The 18953-nt window shown below is 61.4% G+C and carries 19 protein-coding genes and 1 pseudogene; 16 read left to right on the top strand and 4 right to left on the bottom strand.

Translation table 11 applies throughout. The features are described 5' to 3' along the window. Positions 1 to 2: 2 nt before the first annotated feature. From KZ498_RS01730 to cheB, 3 genes are read right to left on the bottom strand one after another with little or no spacing between them, the layout of a single operon-like run. Positions 3 to 812, bottom strand: a complete 810-nt coding sequence (locus tag KZ498_RS01730) for a protein-glutamate O-methyltransferase CheR (protein ID WP_312616276.1) — start codon at positions 810 to 812, stop codon at positions 3 to 5. Continuing rightward, a complete protein-coding gene (gene cheA, locus KZ498_RS01725) occupies positions 809 to 2794 on the bottom strand; it encodes a chemotaxis protein CheA (protein ID WP_312616274.1) in 1986 nt (661 codons plus the stop codon). Before cheA ends, KZ498_RS01730 begins: the two co-directional genes overlap by 4 nt. A gap of 2 nt (positions 2795 to 2796) precedes the next feature. After that, positions 2797 to 3957 carry a chemotaxis-specific protein-glutamate methyltransferase CheB gene (cheB, locus tag KZ498_RS01720; RefSeq protein WP_312616272.1) on the bottom strand — a complete coding sequence of 387 codons (1161 nt, stop codon included), beginning with the start codon at positions 3955 to 3957 and terminating at the stop codon, positions 2797 to 2799. 170 nt (positions 3958 to 4127) lie between these two features. On the opposite strand from cheB, the gene KZ498_RS01715 reads away from it, so the two are divergent. The 6 genes and pseudogenes from KZ498_RS01715 (at position 4128) to KZ498_RS01695 (ending at position 7833) form a co-directional block, all read left to right on the top strand. After that, complete coding sequence (locus tag KZ498_RS01715; RefSeq protein WP_312616271.1) at positions 4128 to 4562, top strand: chemotaxis protein CheW; 435 nt, start codon at positions 4128 to 4130, stop codon at positions 4560 to 4562. 88 nt (positions 4563 to 4650) lie between these two features. Then, a complete protein-coding gene (locus tag KZ498_RS01710; RefSeq protein WP_312616270.1) occupies positions 4651 to 5376 on the top strand; it encodes an ATPase domain-containing protein in 726 nt (241 codons plus the stop codon). Positions 5377 to 5532: 156 nt separating this feature from the next. Then, the gene (locus tag KZ498_RS01705; protein ID WP_312616269.1) at positions 5533 to 5868 is read left to right on the top strand and encodes a helix-turn-helix domain-containing protein; all 336 of its coding nucleotides are present in this window, start codon (positions 5533 to 5535) and stop codon (positions 5866 to 5868) included. An 83-nt stretch (positions 5869 to 5951) separates the two neighbouring features. Next, positions 5952 to 6227, top strand: coding sequence for a hypothetical protein (locus KZ498_RS01700; RefSeq protein ID WP_312616268.1), 276 nt, complete (start codon positions 5952 to 5954; stop codon positions 6225 to 6227). A gap of 244 nt (positions 6228 to 6471) precedes the next feature. Further along, a pseudogene (locus tag KZ498_RS24670) lies at positions 6472 to 6825 on the top strand (archaellin/type IV pilin N-terminal domain-containing protein); the annotation flags it as partial. 42 nt (positions 6826 to 6867) lie between these two features. Beyond that, a complete protein-coding gene (locus KZ498_RS01695; protein ID WP_396276095.1) occupies positions 6868 to 7833 on the top strand; it encodes a hypothetical protein in 966 nt (321 codons plus the stop codon). A 559-nt stretch (positions 7834 to 8392) separates the two neighbouring features. Here the strand turns inward: KZ498_RS01695 and KZ498_RS01690 are convergent. After that, the gene (locus KZ498_RS01690; RefSeq protein ID WP_312616265.1) at positions 8393 to 8989 is read right to left on the bottom strand and encodes an archaellin/type IV pilin N-terminal domain-containing protein; all 597 of its coding nucleotides are present in this window, start codon (positions 8987 to 8989) and stop codon (positions 8393 to 8395) included. Between the two features lie 87 nt (positions 8990 to 9076). Between KZ498_RS01690 and KZ498_RS01685 the strand changes: the two genes are divergently transcribed. The 10 genes from KZ498_RS01685 (at position 9077) to flaJ (ending at position 18919) form a co-directional block, all read left to right on the top strand. Further along, a complete protein-coding gene (locus KZ498_RS01685) occupies positions 9077 to 9646 on the top strand; it encodes a hypothetical protein (protein WP_312616263.1) in 570 nt (189 codons plus the stop codon). A 172-nt stretch (positions 9647 to 9818) separates the two neighbouring features. Then, complete coding sequence (gene cheY / locus KZ498_RS01680; protein ID WP_312616262.1) at positions 9819 to 10178, top strand: chemotaxis protein CheY; 360 nt, start codon at positions 9819 to 9821, stop codon at positions 10176 to 10178. Then, entirely contained in the window at positions 10179 to 11396 is a 1218-nt protein-coding gene (locus tag KZ498_RS01675) for a chemotaxis protein CheC (protein ID WP_312616260.1), read from the top strand. Further along, positions 11396 to 11917 carry a chemotaxis protein CheD gene (locus KZ498_RS01670; RefSeq protein ID WP_312616259.1) on the top strand — a complete coding sequence of 174 codons (522 nt, stop codon included), beginning with the start codon at positions 11396 to 11398 and terminating at the stop codon, positions 11915 to 11917. The genes KZ498_RS01675 and KZ498_RS01670 overlap by 1 nt, the downstream gene beginning before the upstream one ends. A 271-nt stretch (positions 11918 to 12188) precedes the next feature. Beyond that, positions 12189 to 13853, top strand: coding sequence for a FlaD/FlaE family flagellar protein (locus KZ498_RS01665; RefSeq protein ID WP_312616258.1), 1665 nt, complete (start codon positions 12189 to 12191; stop codon positions 13851 to 13853). Continuing rightward, positions 13837 to 14274, top strand: a complete 438-nt coding sequence (locus tag KZ498_RS01660) for a flagellin (RefSeq protein ID WP_312616256.1) — start codon at positions 13837 to 13839, stop codon at positions 14272 to 14274. The genes KZ498_RS01665 and KZ498_RS01660 overlap by 17 nt, the downstream gene beginning before the upstream one ends. Before the next feature lies 1 nt (position 14275). After that, positions 14276 to 14722 (top strand): flagellar protein G, encoded by a 447-nt coding sequence (locus tag KZ498_RS01655; protein ID WP_312616254.1) that lies wholly within the window; start codon positions 14276 to 14278, stop codon positions 14720 to 14722. Then, positions 14719 to 15480, top strand: a complete 762-nt coding sequence (locus KZ498_RS01650) for an ATPase domain-containing protein (protein WP_312616253.1) — start codon at positions 14719 to 14721, stop codon at positions 15478 to 15480. Before KZ498_RS01655 ends, KZ498_RS01650 begins: the two co-directional genes overlap by 4 nt. A gap of 14 nt (positions 15481 to 15494) precedes the next feature. Then, positions 15495 to 17168, top strand: a complete 1674-nt coding sequence (locus tag KZ498_RS01645; protein WP_312616252.1) for a type II/IV secretion system ATPase subunit — start codon at positions 15495 to 15497, stop codon at positions 17166 to 17168. Between the two features lie 2 nt (positions 17169 to 17170). Beyond that, positions 17171 to 18919, top strand: a complete 1749-nt coding sequence (gene flaJ / locus KZ498_RS01640) for an archaellar assembly protein FlaJ (RefSeq protein WP_312616250.1) — start codon at positions 17171 to 17173, stop codon at positions 18917 to 18919. Positions 18920 to 18953 lie beyond the last annotated feature (34 nt).

Below are 18953 nucleotides of genomic sequence, written 5' to 3'. Positions count from 1 at the left end.
CGCTACACTCGCCGGTAGATGCGGTGTCGTTTGTCGACCGCTTCGAACGAATCCCGACACTCCGTAGGCAGCGTCTCGGTCATGCCGATCATGAGGTACCCGCCCTCCCGAAGCGACCCGCGGATCGTCTCGAAGATGGGGACCTTGAACGCAGCGTCGATGTAGATGAGGAGGTTCCGGCAGAACACCAGGTCGAAATCGCGCTTGGGGTCGCCCCGGATGAGGTCGTGTTGCTCGAACGTGACCATCTCCTTGACCCGGTCCCGAACCCGGAACGTGTCCCCGTCCTGTTGGATGTAGTCGGTGTAATCGTCCAGCGGCTCCAGCTCCTCGGCGATGTCGGTCGTCTGGGAGGTCGCGTAGGTCCCGTCCCGGGCTTCCTCTAAGATGTCGGCGTTGATATCCGTCGCCGTGATCTCGATCCGACGGGCGTTGATGTCAGGGTCATCGAGGGCCAGCATCGCCGCCGAATACGGCTCCCGGCCGTCGGCGCTCGGGGCCGACCAGAGCCGCACGCGGCGGTTGTTCGCCGTGAGTTCTCTGAGGACCGGGCGGAGTCGCTCCCAGGCGTCCGGGTTCCGGAAGAAGCCGGTGACGTTGATCGACAGCGAATCGAGCAGCTCCTCGCGCTCGCCGTCGTCCCGTTCCAGCAGTCGCTGATAGGACCGGTAATCCTCGGTGTCGGTCCGGCGCATCCGCGCGGTGATGCGGCGGTCGAGATACGAGTCGTTGTAAAATCCCGATTCGAAGTCCATTTCCTCCCCGATGAACTCCACGAGGGTCTCGAAGGTACGCTCGCTGCCTCTGTTCATAGGGTCACCACGTCGAGGATGTGGACGATGTTACCGTCGCCCAGGACGGCCGTCCCCGAGAGACCGGGCGTGCCCGAGAGGATGCCCTCCAGGGGCTTGACGACGACCTCCTCCTGGCTGTTGACCGAGTCACAATGGAGCGCGACCTGGCGCTCGGACTCGCGGATGCGGACGAGCATTCCGTCGCCGTTTGCCGTTTCGCCCTCGATGTCGAACGTGTCGTCGAGGTGGATGACGGGGTAGATCTCGTCGTTGTGTTTGATGACCTCCTGGCCGTTGACCTGTTTCGCCGCCTCGGTCCCTGTAATCTCGTCGACGTTCTTGATGGGGACGCCGTACTCCTCGCCGCCGACCTTGACGAACAGCACCTTGACGATCGCCATCGTCACCGGCAGGCGCAGCGAGACAGTGGTTCCCTCGCCCGGCTCCGAGTCGACGCTGACCGACCCGTCGAGCTGGGAGACGGTGTCGTGGACGACGTCCATGCCGACGCCGCGCCCGCTGGTGTCGGTCACCTCGTCGGCCGTCGAGAAGCCGGGGTGGAACACGAGGTCATAGACCGAGGAGTCGTCCATCGCGTCCAGTTCCTCGGGCGAGCGGACGCCTTTCTCGATGGCCTTCTCCCTGATTCCCTCCACGTCGAGCCCGGCCCCGTCGTCTTCGACTTCGATGATGACGTGGTCGCGCTCCCGGGAGGCCCGGAGCGTGATGTGACCGGTGCGTGGCTTGCCCGCCTGTTCGCGCTCCTCGGGCGACTCGATGCCGTGGTCGACGGCGTTTCGCAGGATGTGCATCAGCGGGTCCGAGATCTCGGTGAGGATGGTCCGGTCGAGCTCGATGTCCTCGCCCTCGATCTCGAACTCGATGTCCTTGTCGAGTTCGCGAGCGAGGTCCCGGACCAGTCGCGGGAACTTCCCGACGACCTTCTTCAGCGGGATGAGCCGCATATCCATCACCGTGTTCTGGAGGTTCGCCGTGATCTTGTCCAGTTCGTTCAGCGTCTCGCTGGTCGAATCGAGGTTGTTCTGCTCGACGCCCCGGCGGAGCTTGATCCGGCTCGTGACAAGCTGCTCGACGAGCCCGTGGAGGTCGTCGAGCTGGTCCACGTCGACCCGGACGGATTTGATCTCGTCGACGCTGTGTTCCTCTTCGGCCCCTGGGTCGGAGTCCGCGCTCGAACCCGCATCCGACCCGCTATCGCCCCCGGCATCGGCGTCTGTCCCGCTCACAAGTTCGTCGGTCACGTCGGTCACGTCGAAGCTATCGACCTTGCCAGTCGTTCCCAGTTCGGCGTCGACGGTCGCCGCGTCTGGCCCGTCGAGATACAGGACGAACGCGTCCTCGAACTCGCCGTCCTCGATATCGGCACGGCTCGGGCTCGAATCGAGGATGTCGAACCGCCCCTCGATGGATTCGACGGCCAGCATCGCGTCGACGCCGAGCATGTCCGACTCCCCGACACTGATCTCAGCCTGCAGGACTCGGTCGTCGACAGCCTCGCCGTCGATGTCGGCATCGGCGACGCTGGCGTCCGTGGTGAGCGAGTCGTCGCTGTCCGACGAGTCGCTGTCGGCTGCCGTTCCGGTGTCCCCCGCGGCGGTGGCCCCCTCTTCGAGAACGGCCCGGAGCTCTTGGACCATCTCGTCGGTCTCCGTCTCCGACTCACCGTGTTCCTCGATCTCCCCGACGATGACCTCTATCTGGTCGACGCCGGCGAAGACGAGGTCCATCAGGTCCGGCGTGACCTCCATCTCGCCCTGGCGCATCTCGTCGAGGAGGTCCTCCATCGCGTGCGCGAGATTCGATGCGTTGTCAAAGCCCATCGCGCCGAAGTTGCCCTTCAGCGTGTGGGCTGTCCGGAAGATCGAATCCATCGCCTCCGTGTCGGAGGGGTCGGATTCCAGATCGAGCAGCGAGTTGTTGAGTTCGGTGATCGCTTCTTTGCTTTCACGGATGAATGCATCCAGATACTGGTCGTCCATTGTCAGGTCACCTCTGTGGTAATCGTGTCGATAATGCCGTCCGGAATGTCGTCGATAGGCAAGATGCTGTCCACACAGCCCGTCTCGGCGGCGCGCTTTGGCATGCCGTACACCGCGGACGTGGCTTCGTCCTGTGCGATGGTCCTGCCGCCGGCCTGCTTGATCTGCCGAATCCCATCAGCGCCGTCCTCGCCCATCCCGGTGAGGATGAGACCGACGAGCGGGTCGTCGATTGTCTCCGCGGCCGTCCGCATCGTCACGTCGACTGCCGGACGGACGCTGTTGACCGGGTCGTCCTGTGTCAGCTTCGTCCGCAGTCGGCCGTTCCGGTAGTTCTTGACGACCATGTGCCGGTCGCCGGCGGCGACGAGTCCCTCGCCGCCGGCGATGCGCGCCCCGTCCGTGGCCTCCCGGACCTCGTAATCGCTTCGCGTGTTGATCCGCTCGGCGAAGCGACCGGTGAACCCCTCCGGCATGTGCTGGATGATGAGCACCCGGAGGTCCGCCTCGATGGGGAGACTCTCCATTACCTGCTCCACCATCTTCGGGCCGCCGGTCGAGGAGCCGATGACGAGCGTCGGGTTCGCAACGTAGGCGGTCCGGCCCGACCCGGCCCCGGCCGCTCCCCGTACGGCGGTCGAATCGCCGCCTGCTGTCGGAGCCGTTCCGCTGTCACTGCTGGCCCCGCCGCCGCTACCTGCCCCGCTGTCACTGCTGGCCCCGCCGCCGCTACCTGTCCCGGCGCTGTGTCTCGCGCCGACGTCGACCGCCGCGACGGAGCTGACCATCTCGACCAGCTGGTCTTTCAGGCGGGACATCTCCATCGACACCTCGCCACCGGGCTTGGTGAAGAAATCGACCGCCCCCCTGTCGAGTGCCTCGAAGGTCACGTCGGCGTTCTCGTCGGTGTGGGCCGACAGCATCAACACCGGCGTCGGGCGCTCCGCCATGATGCGCTCCGTCGCCTCGATGCCGTTCATCACCGGCATCTCGACGTCCATCGTCACGACGTCCGGTTGATGCTCGATAACGGCCGACACCGCCTCCTCGCCGTCACGCGCCTGCGCGACGACGTCGATATGGCCATCGCTGAGGATATCAGAGATGACACTCCGCATGAAGTGAGAGTCGTCTGCGACCACGGCTCGGACACCGTCTGTCATATCACCAACGCTCCTGTCCGACAGGAGATATCGATGAACGAGACATCCTCATACCTACTTCGAAGTCGCGTCCGGCCCCGAAATAAATACTCCGCCCGCGTAATCAAAGTTGATAGTCCAGCAGGCACTTTTATGCGCCCCTGCCCGCGACAGTCTGGATAAGAACTGCTATGGCAGCCCAGTCAGCCACCACCGGCCAGGTACTCGAGTTCCAGCTCGGCTCGGAGACGTACTGTGTGAGTATCGACTACGTGACCGAGATCGTCGACATCGGCGAACTCACGTCCGTCCCGAACGCCCCGCCGCACGTCCGCGGCGTCATGGACCTCCGCGGGCGTACGACGTCGATTGTCGACCCCAAAGTCGTCTTCGGCCTCGAGGACGAGGGTGCGGAGAAGCGCATCATCGTGTTCGACCCGGAAATCGTCGAGGAGCAGGGCGCGGCCGGCTGGCTCGTCGACGAGGTGTACCAGGTGGTGCAGGTCACGCCGGAGCAGGTCGACCAGTCTCCCGCAAACGACGCCGGCTCCATTCGCGGCGTCATCAAGCGAGATGACAGTTTTGTTATCTGGGTGGACCCCGCCGTCGTCCACGCTGGTGACTGATTCCAGTTCTTTGAGCGACATACCAGCAAGACTTTTTAACATTCCCGACAGAGAAGTATCTAATCAGCTGTCAGTTCCTACCGAAACTATGCTTGAGCAAACCAAAACGGGGATTGAAGGCCTCGATGACATTCTGAACGGCGGTATTGTGACGAACTCGACGACACTGGTGAGTGGCAACCCAGGTGCCGGAAAATCGATTCTCTGTCTCCAGTACATCTACAACGGCGTCGAAAAGTACGACGAGAAGGGTATCTATCTCTCGTTCGAGGAAGACGAGTCGGACCTCCGGGAGGCCGCCGAATCCCTCGGCTTCGACAACTGGCAGGAGCACGTCGACAACGGCGATATCAAGGTGTACGACAAGCAGGTGCTCCTGCGCGAGAACGATTTCACCTCCTCGCTGGATATTCTGCTGGAAGAACTCGAGGACGGCGACTACGACCGGCTCGTGCTGGACTCGCTTGCCATGTTCGAACTGTTCTTCGACAGCGAGAAGGAGAAACGGACGTACCTCCTGAAATTCACTGACATACTCAGCGACAGCGGCCTCACGACGCTGATGACCAACGAACAGGGGGCTGTCTTCCCGGACACCGAGATCGGGCTGGAGAACTACCTGACTGACGGCAACATCTATCTCATCCAGACGCCGACCGAAACCGGAGTGAACAGGTACGTCTGGGTCGCAAAGATGCGAAAGCAGAACATCGAGACTGACATCTATCCGATGGAGATTGACCGGGGCGGTATCGACGTCCACCAGAACGCCAGCGCCTTCTCGATGATGAGCGAGGGAGACTCACCAATCTAAGGACATAATAGAGTCATTATTACTCTGTAGAACGGCCGTTAAAGCCACACAGAACCCTATTTTCGCGTAATTCCGCCAGAACTGGTATTCGCCGCCATTCGTCTCGATATCACAGGCGATAGCTTTATAATCGACTGAATTTATGATTTGATAACGATGGATTCAGGGGAGATTCTTCAGACGCTTGGCAATAAATACAGCGCCGAAATCCTCGACGCGACGGACGAACCGGTCTCCGCACAGGAGCTCAGCGACGAACTCGGAATCCCCATTGCGACGTGTTACCGACGGATCGACGAACTGACCGAACACGACCTCCTGGAGCTCCACGACAATATCCTCTCCGACGACCGCCGTCGCATCAAGGTGTACCGGCGCAACGTCGACGAGGTCCGGGTCGACTTCGAGGACGAGCTGACTGTCCACATCGAAGAGCGGACCGAAGTGACCAACAAACTCGACGAGGCGTGGCGGACCCTCTCCGAGCGGTAGAGCCTCTCAAACCGGCGTTATCACGAGAGATATTTTCGTGCGTGGATTTAATAACGGGTTCGCTGTAGCACTCTACAGTGCTGATGATAGAACTCCTCTATGCCATCTCGACGCTTGTGTTTGTCGTGGCCGGACTGACGATGGTCGGGATGGCCATGCGGGCGTACGTCCAGACATCCCGGCGTGCGATGCTCCATCTCTCGGTGGGGTTCTCGCTGGCGATCGCGGGCGCGGCCGCCACGATGATTAGTGCGTTTATCAACAACTTCGAGGGCGTCCGGTCGCTCCTGCTGGTCAACAGCGGACTGACGACCTTCGGCTATCTGTTCGTGATGTACAGTCTCGTCACGTACGAGTGACGACCTCCGATCCGGGTCGTCGACGTCCGTTCCTGGCTCGCAAAATTAATTTTCAATACTGATTCCGAGTTTTCCCGCTGGTTCCTATACTGTCGAAATATGGCTTCAAATCGGTGCTAGATACTTTCGAGCATCACGGTCTAAACCGGCTGAAACCCTCGTTATCAGGAATAAAATTTTGAGGGATGGTGTTATTAGGTGGTACGTATTTGTTCCGATAGGGTCAGAGCGACCCGGACTACACATGTTCGAACGCATTACAAATCCAGAAGACCGAGGCCAAGTGGGTATCGGGACCCTCATCGTGTTCATCGCGATGGTGCTCGTCGCCGCGATTGCGGCAGGCGTCCTGATAAACACTGCTGGCTTCCTGCAGAGTTCAGCTGAACAGACCGGCCAAGAAAGTAGCGACCAGGTGACCAACCAGATTCAGGTGGCATCGAAGACTGGGACGGTCGCAGGGAGTGGAAGTGCTGACACTGTCCTGATAGAAACGTCCACTGGGAATGAGTTCGCGATTGATTCAGGATCTTCAGTTACCGTAGATTTACTAGGTAGTACGAGCGAACTCACGCTCAATGGTGATGTTGCAGTCCAACAAGATGACGAGTTAACATTCACTCAGGAGTCGGCGTCGTCAGTGGAAGTGCAAAATACTCGAACTGGTGCGACGACGACCATTAGTACTGGTAGTGCTGCACTTTCCGTTGCTGGTGGTGGCGATGGTGACGGAATTGCCCTACTTCGAACCGTTGATGACCCCGTTAATGGCGAGTATGTCCTACGTTCGGCGGATATTGTTTCCGACGATTCTACTAGTCCTAGTTCAGCCGATATCGGTCTTCAATTAGGAAACAACGGTGAGCGGTACATCCCCGTTCAGGGTGCCAGTGGTAGTACTGCTCAGATTAGTGACGGCGATACGTTTACTGTTGCCGGAGACTCTGGAACGATTGATGCTGGCTCTGAATCAATAGATGTGAACATTGGCGATGAGATTCAGTTTGAAATTGTCTCGAATGATGAAATCCGACTGGTCAACCAGGAGACTGGTAGTAGCCTAACTGTGGATCCGTTTGGGAGTAACCCGATCGGGGCAACTCCGGATAGTGGTACGATTCAGCTAGAGAACTCCGAAGTGACGCTTGACCTCGCGTTAGATGGTCTTGGCGACGGTGACTTCGACTCTGGCAGCGTCCCCGCGGGTAGTTCACCACAGTACTACCTTGTCAATGGTGGATACGAGGCTGGTGGCGGCGGCGTCTCCGAAGTCAACATCATCGCGATCAAAGGCTCCGGCGCGGACCAAATCAACCTCGAAGCATCGACGATTACGACCATCGGCCCGAGCGGAACCAACACGCTGACCTACGGCGGCACCAGTGCCACCCAGGGTGAGACGTTCGGTGTCCAGGCCGTCCAGGACGAGGACGACTCGATTCCGGTGATGACCGACGCTGACCGGTTCGAAATTACTATCGACCCTGGCACGCTCGAAACCGGTGAGACGATGACGCTCGAATTGACGACGGAGTCCGGCGCAACCACCGAAATCCGCATTAGCGTGCCCAACACGCTATCGGGCGAAACTGCGGTGCAGGTCTAAGGCTTCTTTCGACTGCAGGGGTTTTTCTCTGTTTTCCACCCGACCAGCGACAGCCATCCCGTGCGGTTGTCGGGGTTTCGCCTGCGCTGGCTTCGGTGACTACTCGTGACGTGACTACTGCGGTCGGCACACGCGTTGCGGTGCGCTGTGTACCATTGCGGCGTCTCTGTTTTCGCGTCACACCTTGCGACGGCAACGAGCGAACCCATGCCGAGATTCAGGAAGAAGCGCTACGCCGGACAGGCCGAAAGCCGAACCGGCGGTGTTCGCGCACTGCCTCGCAGTCGATGCAGCCCTGTCCCCATACCGTGACGTGAGACATCGCCGCCAGCGTAGCGAAACGGGGCGGCCCGTGGCAGCGGTGCGAACGACAGCACGACTTCGGGCTTCGGTAAGTCGACAAGAACGACTGCACCAGCCCTCGTGCGAAGAACGGCGACGCGTCGCAGTGTGGCTGTCCGCCGTCGGTGAACTGTCGGGCGTCGGGAGCGCTCTATCAGTCCACGACAGAGTAGGGCCCATCACACAGTTCGAGTCCACTGTCGATGTCGCTGGGACCTCAGAGGGGGACCGTCGTCTTCCCGGTGAGCGACGACGGGACGGAAACTCTGACCGTCGTCGTCGCGCCATCGGGCGACAGCAGCCGTATCGTGCCGCTCTCGCTGGGCTGGAGCTCTACCCCCGTCAGCGCCGCGATGTCGATTCGCAGCGCCGCCCGGTCGTTGTCGTCGTTCAGAATCCCCCGCGCCAGCGAGTCGTCGTCGTCCGCGAGCGCGGTAAGCGAAACCTGGGTCGAGGTGCCCACCGGCGCGTTGGCCCCGCTCCCGATTGTCGTCCCGACGACGACGTCGCCGAGGTCCATATTCCCGCCCCCTTCCGCCCGTTTGACGACGAGTGTCACGGCTTCGACGGTTTCGCCGGTGGTGTTGACGTGCCCGGTGGTGCCGACGACTTCGGCCCGTGCGATGACCCGGTCGGCGCTCTTGTCGCTGGCCGTGGCCGCGTCGGACTGGAACCCACCGACCACCTCGAACAGCACGCCGGCCGTCGCCGCGGCGATAAGCAGCGCCGCGATCAGGAGGATAATCGACCCGACGGAGCTCTGTGCCCGCCGTTCCGTGGCCGCTCGCTCCCGGTGCCGATTCGGTTCGATCACAGTTACGGATACCGACGACCGGCCAAAACCGTGTCGGCTACCCCGAGCAGCGACGGAATTATATCATCCCCTCTCTCATATATCTCCATGGCCTCGGGGTCAGACGAACCGAATCCAGAGGACGGGAAGATACTCTCCCCGGAGGAACTGGACATTGCGGACGACGAACACGTCACGGAGATCGACGAAGGCCGGTACGTCGTCTCCTCGGACGTGCGAACCGACGATTCCTACGGCAATCATGTTCCGTCTGACTCCGGACCGGACCAGGCGTCAGATCCGGCTCCCGAACCCGACACGCCCGAGTTTACCGACGCGAACGTCCACCAGTGGCTCGCCGAACAGATGGCCGAATCAAACAGTCGGTATGGGTTCGACGTGACTGCGAAGTTCGACGGCAACGTCGACCAGCAACAGGTCGTCTCCAATGACATCATCACCGTATTCGAGAGTTTCATGCTCTGGTACGGGCGGCAGATGGACGGGTCGACGTCGGTCGAAAACGTGCTTGGCATTCTGCTTTCCGAATCTAACGTCCCGGTAAAACATCCGCCCGAAAATTTCAAGCGTATGGTACAATCAACCGGCCTCTCGCCCGACGACAGTATCGCTGACCTCGTCGAAGCTATTGAGGCGCGGGACGGCGCAACCTTCTAGCTCCGTCTCTTGCGACGCCGATGTGGGTGTGCCGCCATCGCAGTTGCAGTGGGAGCGTATCACCACGAGGATAGCGGCTGTCGTCTCCGGGTTTCGGGCCCCACCGATATCACACGCGATAATTTACGGGACACCTTTATCTAACTCATCGGGATATGTAGCCTTGATAAGCATGCCAGACGTACTGATAGCCGACGATTCGGAGTTTATGCGTAACCTCCTCCGTGAAATTCTCGAAGAAGATCACGAGATCGTCGGGGAGGTCGAGAACGGAGTCGAAGCAGTCGAAGTGTTCAAAGAGAAAGGCCCGGATCTGGTGATGATGGACATCGTGATGCCCATCCGTGACGGCATCGAGGCCACGGACGAGATCAAATCGTCCAACCCCGACGCGAACGTTATCATGTGTACCAGCGTCGGGCAGGAAGAGAAGATGAAGGAGGCAGTGAAGGCGGGGGCTGACGGGTACATCACCAAGCCGTTCCAGAAACCCAGCGTTATCGAGGCTATCGAGGACGTCGTCCCCTCATAGATGAACGTCGATATCCAGTCGCTCGGTACGTTCAACCAACTCGCTCACGAGGGGGCGGAACAGGCCACCCAGTCGATGGGCCAGATGACGGGTATCGACGCCGTCGTCGACGTGACAAAGATTACGCTGCTCGACAGAGCAGACGTCGGCGAGGAACTGGCCGACCGGGACTTCGTCGGCGTGCAGTTCTCCTTCGACGGCGTCCTGGAGGGGGATACGGTCCTCGCCTTTGACGTGGACAGCGCCGGGACTATCAGCGAGGAGATGATGCCCGGCAGCGGCGACGACGTGGCGATGGCCAGAAGCGCCATCGAGGAGGTGGGCAATATCATGATGAGCGGCTTCATCGACGGGTGGGCCGACTACGTCGGTGCGACTATCGACCACTCGCCGCCGGCGTACATCGAGGAGTCCGGCAGTGACATTCTCCCCGATGCCCCCGAGAACGCCGATCACCAGCAGGTGTTCGTGTTCAAATCTGAGATCGAATGGATCGACGAATCGGTGAATTTCTACATCTACATGCTCCCTGAGTACGAGTCGCTCACGGAGATGATGGTGGAGCACGTCGATACGGACGGCGACGCCGTCCCCATCGACAAGCTCCAGACGTTCAACGAGATGACGACCAGCGGGACCCAGAAAGCCGCCGACAACGTCGAGATGATGACCGGCATCCCGACGGAGTCGGAGGTGACCCAGATCAGTTTCGCCCCCATCGAAGACGTCCCAAAGCAGATCGGCACGGACACGTTCGTCGGGACAGTCGTCGAGTTCACTGGGACGCCCAGTGGCTACCTCATGGTGCTGTTCGACGAGGTTTCCGCGATCAACGTCGCGGAGGCGATGATGCCTATCGAGATGGACAGCGACGAGCTGACCGACCAGCACAAGGCCGCTATCGAGGAACTGGGGAACATAATCACCAGCGGGTTCGTCGACGGCTGGGCCAACGTCCTCCAGACGTCAGTCGAACACACGCCGCCGCGGCTCGTCCACGACATGGGGCGAGCGATCATGGACCCGCTGGCGGCGCAGGTCGGCCAGTATCAGGAGCACGCGTTCATCATCGACTCCCGGATGCGGACCGACGACATCGAGTTCAGGGCAGAGATTCACGCCCTGCCCAACGAGAAAGAGCTGCGCGACGCCCTCAACGATCTCGACGTCGAGCGGGCGACCGAGACCGACGCGGACGTGGAACAGATATTCAAATAATGAAGGTATACGATGGCAGCCAGACGGAGAGTCCCGACCAGAGCTCGCCGGAGCGAATCAAGGTCGGCATCGCGGAGTACAAGGTGACCACGGAGCCGGCCATGCTGACCACGAGCGGGCTCGGCTCCTGTGTTGGGATCGGGATATACGACACCCGTAGCACGGTTGCCGGGCTCGTTCACGTGATGCTCCCGTCAGCAGCCGATATCGACGGCGGCAACCGCGCGAAGTTCGCGGACACGGGCATCGAAGCGCTCATCGAGGCCATGGCGGACGCCGGGGCGTCGACGGAGACGATGGAAGCCAAAATCGCCGGCGGGAGCGACATGCTCGATTTCTCAGAGAACGGGTCCTCGATAGGTTCGCGAAACGCGAAGCAAGTGCGCGAGACGCTCGAGGAACACGGCGTTCCCGTTGTCGGCGAGGACCTGGGTGGCGACCACGGCCGGTCTGTCAAGCTCGAGGCGGACACCGGTGACCTCGTTGTGAAAAGCGCAAACACGGATTCGATAACGCTGTGACGCGAACAACAGCGGGCGTGAATACCGCTCAGACGGGCGACAGCGGTTCCGCGTGAATCCGGGCGTCAGACGGGCGACAGCCGCCTGTCTGCCGGGGACGCGCTGATACGCTCTGTTCCCTGCCTCACAGCCCGAAATCAAACTGAAATGTAAAACGCTAGTACCTGGAACGTTAATTTACCCTGTCTGAGCCCGAAAAATGGGATATTATTATCAAATATGATACGCTAAGGGGAATATTCAAGAGTAGAAAAAGCGTGAGATACAAGAGATGAGTAGTCTCGCTCTCGTGCCACTGACTCCAGCCGTCTCGCCGGAACTGGCTGGACTGGTACCCGCCCTCTTTGTCCTGCTTACCGGCGGGCTGGTCGGTATGAGCATCAAGAACATGTTCGATTCGATCCTGTCGGACGACGAGAGCGGGGACCCGAGCGAGGACAGCGGTGGCGGCGAGATGGCCGACGGCGGCGGCCTGATGGCTGACGACGGCGGTGGCGGCGACGACCTCGGCGGCCTCGGCGGCCTCGACGATGGTGGCGACGACATGGGTGGGTTCGGTGACGACGAGTTCGGCGACATGGAGGACGCAAGCGGGCCAGACACCGACGAACTGGAACACCGCCTCGACGAACTGGAAAACGAGGTCGGCAGCCTCTCTTCGACGGTCAACACGGTGCGGACAGAAAACGAGAGCATCTCCGAGTCCGTCGAAGAGACCGAAGAGAACGTCAGGAAGCTGCTCGACATCTACGAGATGGTCACCCGTGGCGTCAACCCCTTCGCCGACGACGTCGACGGTGGCATGGGCGGCATGGGCGACGCCGGTGGCGGCTCTTTCGGTCTCTTCGACGACGACGGCGGCGACGACACCGAGGACGATATCGACGACGACGTCGCCAACGCCGACGCCGAAGGGTTCTTCGACGAGGACCTGACTGAGGACACCGGCGGCGACATGTCGATGGACGACGGCGGTGTCGACGAGATGTTCCCCGACGACGGCGACGACATGGGCGGCTTCGAGGACGACGGCGGGTCGTTCGACGAGGAGTTCGACGACTTCGACGATACGGAGGACGACATGAGCATGGACGACGGGATGAGCATGGACGACGGGGAGAGTATGGACGAAGACAGCGACGACGGCGACGGCGGCAAATCGTTCGCAGAGCTCAAAGACGAGTACGAGTCCGGCGACGCCGAGTGGGCCGAGGGCGAGGAACCCGACGGTGAGGGGGACGACGACGGTGATGACCCCCTTGCCGAAGAAGATGACGACCTGCTAGCTGAGGAGGGCGACGACATGCTGAGCGAGGACGACGGGGACGGCGATGCGAGCGGGCTGGAAGACGACGACCTCTTCGATGAGGTCATCGGGGACGACGGGTCCGACGACGAGGCGGTCACGGAAGCCGAACCGGAGCCCGAACCCGAGCCAGCCACGGAGCCGGAACCCGAACCGGACCCAGAGCCCGAGCCTGCCGTGGAGCCGGACCCAGAGCCGGAACCGACCGCTACGCAAACTGACACGGCGGCCGCGGGGAGTGACGACGGGTCGGAGACGGATGCTGACGCCGACGACGGGGCGGACGCCGACGGGAAGCCGTACCTGTCGACGATGCCGGAGGGGTTCGCGGCTGATCTCATCATCGTCGAGTGGCTGGAGTTCCTGGTCCAGCACTCGGGCTATCGTGAGACGGCCCGCGCCATCGACTACTACGAGACCATCGACTGGATCGACGAGTCAGTCGCGGACCAGCTCACGGAGTATCTCAGGGGCTTCGACGACGTGAACGACACTGGGGATGGGCTGTCTATCGACCACCACACGGAGAGCTTACACTACATCTCGCAACTCGACAGTGACAGCGGCGCTGACGCCGTTGCGCTCTCGAAGCTGGTGAGTGGAGGTGGTTCCGATGGGATTCAGCGTTAGCGGCTCGGCTGCCATCATTTTCGTGGCTGCCTTCATCGGCTTCGGGATGTTCTACTCCGCGAGCGCCAACGGCTTCGAGCGCGTCAACGACGCCCGCGAGGACCAGCGCGACCGGCTGCTCGACCAGCAGAACACCGACATCTCGATTGCGTCGGCAACGTGGAACGCGAGCGGCAACGAGAACCTCGTCGTGAGCGTCGACAATACCGGGTCGGAGACGCTGTCGGTCGAAGCAACCGACCTGCTGGTCGACAACGATTATCAGACGGGCTATGACACGACCGTTGACACCGAACCCTCAACGGATATCTGGGCGTCACAGGAGCGGTTAGAGATTACCGTCACCTCGTTCAGTAGTCCGCCCGACCGGGTGAAAGTCGTCACGGAGAACGGCGTTGCTGACACGATGGTGGTGAGCTAACATGGCGAGCGTCTCCGTCTCGCATCTGATACTGTTCATCGCGTCGATGGCCATCGCCGCGAGCGTGGCCGGCGTGTTCACCAGCAGCATCGGCGAACTGAGCAACGCCGTCTCGGAACAGGGGCTGGACGTGAGCAGCGACGTCCGGACCGACGTGGAGATAATCTCCGACAGCGGCAGCGACAACATCTACGACAGCGGCACGATAACTATCCACGTCAAGAACACTGGCTCAGAGACGCTGGCTCCGGTTCCCGGGCAGATGGACCTGTTCGTGGACGGGGTGTTCGCCAGTGATTACACGGTGACCTTAGAGCCCGACGGCGGGAACAGCTGGCGGCCCGGCGGTGTCGTCCGAATCGATATAGACCGCACCCTCAACAGCGGCGACCACCGGCTGAAGCTCATCGTCAACGGCGACGAGGAGGTGTTCGAGTTCAACACATGAGTATCGCAAGCACTGACCTATTCTCACTCGGCCTGGACGACCACGACCGACTGAACAAGGAGCTGGGCGGCGGTATCCCCCCCGGCAGTATCATCCTCGTCGAGGGTGACTACGGGGCCGGGAAATCCGCTATGAGCCAGCGGTTCACCTACGGCCTCTGTGAAGAGGGTCACGAGGTGACCTACCTCTCGACGGAACTCACTGTCGGGAGCTTCCTCGACCAGATGCACTCGCTGTCGTATGACATGGTGGACCACATCCTCGACGAGGACGTGCTCTTCCTGCACGCCGACATCGGCGAGTCCAACGCCCTCACCGGCGGTGACGACAAGTCCGACCGCAAGGAACTCCTCAAGCGGCTGATGGAGGCCGAGGTGATGTGGGACGCCGACGTCATCGTCATCGACACGTTCGACGCCATCCTCCGGAACGACCCCAAGTTCGAGGCCCTCGTCCGGCAAAACGAGGAGCGACAGGCCGCACTGGAGGTCATCTCCTACTTCCGTGACGTCATCTCACAGGGCAAATGCATCATGCTCACCGTCGACCCGTCGACGCTGGACGAGGAGGCTATCGGTCCGTTCCGGGCCATCGCCGACGTGTTCATCGAACTGGAGATGATCGAGGTCGGCAACGACGTGCGCCGGCAGATCAACGTCCTCCGCTTTGCCGGCATGGGCGAACAGGTCGGTGACACCATCGGGTTCTCGGTCCGCTCGGGAACCGGCATCGTCATCGAATCGCGGAGTGTCGCCTAGAGGTGATATAAGATATGACTGACCACGGACGTGCGAAACCGTCGGACGAGCTTCGACAGATGGCAGCGCGGCGGCCCCATCTCCGGGACCACCTGAAGAAGTTCAAGCAGATCACCGGTGAGTTCCCGATGCTCATCGACGAGGCCGACGACGAGTACGAGACGAACCGGCCGAACGTGCTCTACCCGGTCGGTGGCCCTATATTCTGTCATATCTACGGCGACGTTGGCCAGGACATGAAGTACTACGCCATCGAGCCGGAACTCGACGACGACGAACGGGCCGTCTTCGGGAAGGTCCGGAACCGCCTGCTCCAGCGCAGCGTCAACAAGCCCGCGCCCGAAAACGAGGCCCAGTTCGACGACCGCATCGAGGAACTCCTGCAGGAGACCACGAAGGTCCGGGACGAGGACAGCGACAGCGGCGTCCTCACGCGCCTGTCGAGCCTGACCGACGTGAGCAGCGTCGAGGTCACACAGGAGACCTACGAGAACATCCTCTACCGGCTGAACCGCGACATCGTCGGCCTCGGCCCGCTCGAACCGGTCATGCGCGACCCGGCCAACGAGGACATCCACGTCATCGGCCGCAGCGAGTGCCACGTCGACCACGGGGTCTACGGCATGCTCGAAACCACTGTCGAGTGGGAGAGCGAGGAATCGTTCGACCAGTGGCTCCGCAACATGGGCGAACGGATGGGCGACCCCGTCTCCGACTCCGACCCCATCGTCGACTCGACGCTCCCGGACGGGTCGCGTCTGAACCTCATCTACTCCGACGACGTGAGCCTCAAAGGCCCCTCGCTCACCATCCGTCAGGGCGACGAGGTGCCGCTCTCTATCTTCCAGATTACGAAGTGGATGACGCTGTCGCCGCAGTTGGCCGCGTATCTCTGGCTCTGCCTGGAGAACGAACAGACCGTGTTCGTGGTCGGGGAGACGGCGTCCGGGAAGACGACGACGCTGAACGCCATCACCTCGTTCATCCCCGACGACGCGAAGATCTACACCGCGGAGGACACCGCCGAGGTGCTCCCCCCGCACAACACCTGGCAGCAGCTGCTGACCCGCGAGGGCGAGGACGAGGGGACCAGCATCGACATGTTCGACCTGGTCGCCGCCGCGCTGCGGTCTCGCCCCGACTACATCATCGTCGGGGAGGTCCGTGGCGAGGAGGGGCGGATGGCGTTCCAGGCCGCCCAGACCGGCCACCCGGTGATGTTGACCTTCCACGCGAGCGACATCGTCTCCATGATCCAGCGCTTCACCGGCGAACCCATCAACGTCCCCGAGACGTTCATGGACGTGGCCGACGTGGCGCTGTTCCAGAACCGCGTCAAACAGGGCGACCAGGTCCTGCGCCGCGTGACCAGCGTCCAGGAGATCGAGGGGTACTCCAAGGAGATGGACGGCGTCGTCACCCGGCAGGTGTTCAACTGGGACCCCGTCGAGGACGAGATCATCTTCCAGGGGATGAACAACTCCTTCGTCCTCGAAGAGCAGATTGCGACCCTGCTCGGCTACGAGGACACGCGTGACATCTACGACGACCTCCAGTTCCGCGCGAACCTCATCGAGCGGGCCATCCAGGAGGGGATTCTGGGATATCACGAGGTCAACGACTTCATCTCGGACTTCCAACGCGACGGTGTCGAGGGGATTCCGTTCAACATGGCCAGGCCGGACTAACGATGGCACAGGGCGAAGCCGAGAGCGACATCGACCTGACGATATCTGAGACGATACAGTCCCTCCTCGAGTCCTACCGCCAGATGTCGATCCCGCTGGAGCGGTACCTCCTTTTCATCCTGCTGCCGGCCGCCGCCTTCTTCATCATCTCGACGATCGTCGCCGTCTTGCTTGACCTCCCGCTCGCAATCCGCGCGCCCATCCCGCTGCTCGGGTTCCTTGTGATGGGGTCGGCGGTCTTCTACCCGAAGATCCTGCTGAGCCAGCGCAAGCGCGAGCTCAACAACCGGTTTCACCTGCTCATCACGCACATGACCGTGCTGGCGACGACGAAGATCGACCGGATGGAGGTGTTCCGAACGCTGGCCGAAGAAGACGAGTACGGCGAACTCGCGATGGAGATGCACCGCATCGTCCAGCTGGTCGACACCTGGAACCTGAGCCTCGACGACGCCTGTCGCCGTCGCGCCAAGCAGGTCCCGAGCCGCGCTGTTTCGGACTTCTTCGACCGCCTCGCCTACACGCTCGGGGCCGGACAGGGACTGGACGACTATCTCCTGACCGAACAGGAGCAGATCATCCAGCACTACTCGACGGTGTACAAGAGCTCGCTCGACAGCCTGGAAGTGATGAAAGACCTCTACCTGTCGATGATTCTGTCGATGACGTTCGCGCTGGTGTTCGCTGTCGTCCTGCCGATCCTGACCGGAACGAACCCCACGATGACGGTCAGCGCCGTCATCGTGATGTTCGTGTTCGTCCAGACCGGCTTCTACCTCGCCATCCGTTCGATGGCCCCCTACGACCCGGTGTGGTTCCATCCGGAGGACTACCCGTCGCCGGTCGAGTCCAAACTCGATAAATCGATGGCCGCGGGGGTCGGGCTGTCGATGGTGCTCGTGTTCGTCACGCTGGGCGGGATGCTCGGCGTCTCACCGGTCACGCTGAACGACCTGCTTTTCATGTTTGATTCGGTTCCGATGCCCTTCTATGCCGCCGCGCCCATCACGCCGATGCTCATCCCCGGTCTCGTCTTCCGCCAAGAGGAACAGCGAATCAAGGACCGGGACTCGGAGTTCCCGAACTTCATCCGCGCGCTCGGTGCGACCGAAGGCGCGAAGCAGTCCACGACCGGCGCGGTGCTTCGCACCCTCCGGAAGAAGGACTTCGGCGCGCTCTCTCCGAACATCGACAACCTCTACAAGCGGCTGAACATGCGCATCGAGCCGACGGCCGCCTGGCGCTTTTTCACCGCCGACTGTCGCTCCTATCTCATCCAGACCTTCTCCGAGATGTACCTCATCGGCCGCGAGATGGGTGGGTCGCCCAAGCAACTTGGTGAGCTCATCTCCGAGAACATGAACGAGGTGTTGCAACTGCGCCAGAAGCGCAAGCAAGCGACGACGACGCTCGTCGGCCTCCTGTACGGGATGACCGCCGCCTCGACGTTCGCCTTCTTCATCGGCCTGCAGGTCGTCAACATCCTCGCCGACATGTCGCTCAACCTGTCCACCGGGAGCCGGCTCGACGCCGCCTCGCTCATCAACACCAGCGTCTACAACATCCCGCTCATCGAGTTCCTGCTCATCATCATCATCATGTTCGGCGCGATGCTGTCGGCGCTGATGATACGGACCGTCGACGGGGGCCACAACGCCAACACCTACATGCACTACGTCGTGCTCTCGTGGATTGGCGCGCTCACCGGGACGTTTACCAAGTGGCTGGTGTCGCAGTTTCTCGCCATCTAAATTTTTACTTCGGGGGGTGTCCTCGGCCGCGATG

This window comes from Haloarcula sp. 1CSR25-25 (assembly GCF_032027985.1).
GTDB lineage: Archaea > Halobacteriota > Halobacteria > Halobacteriales > Haloarculaceae > Haloarcula.
This window is presented reverse-complemented; position numbering and strand designations above follow the sequence as displayed.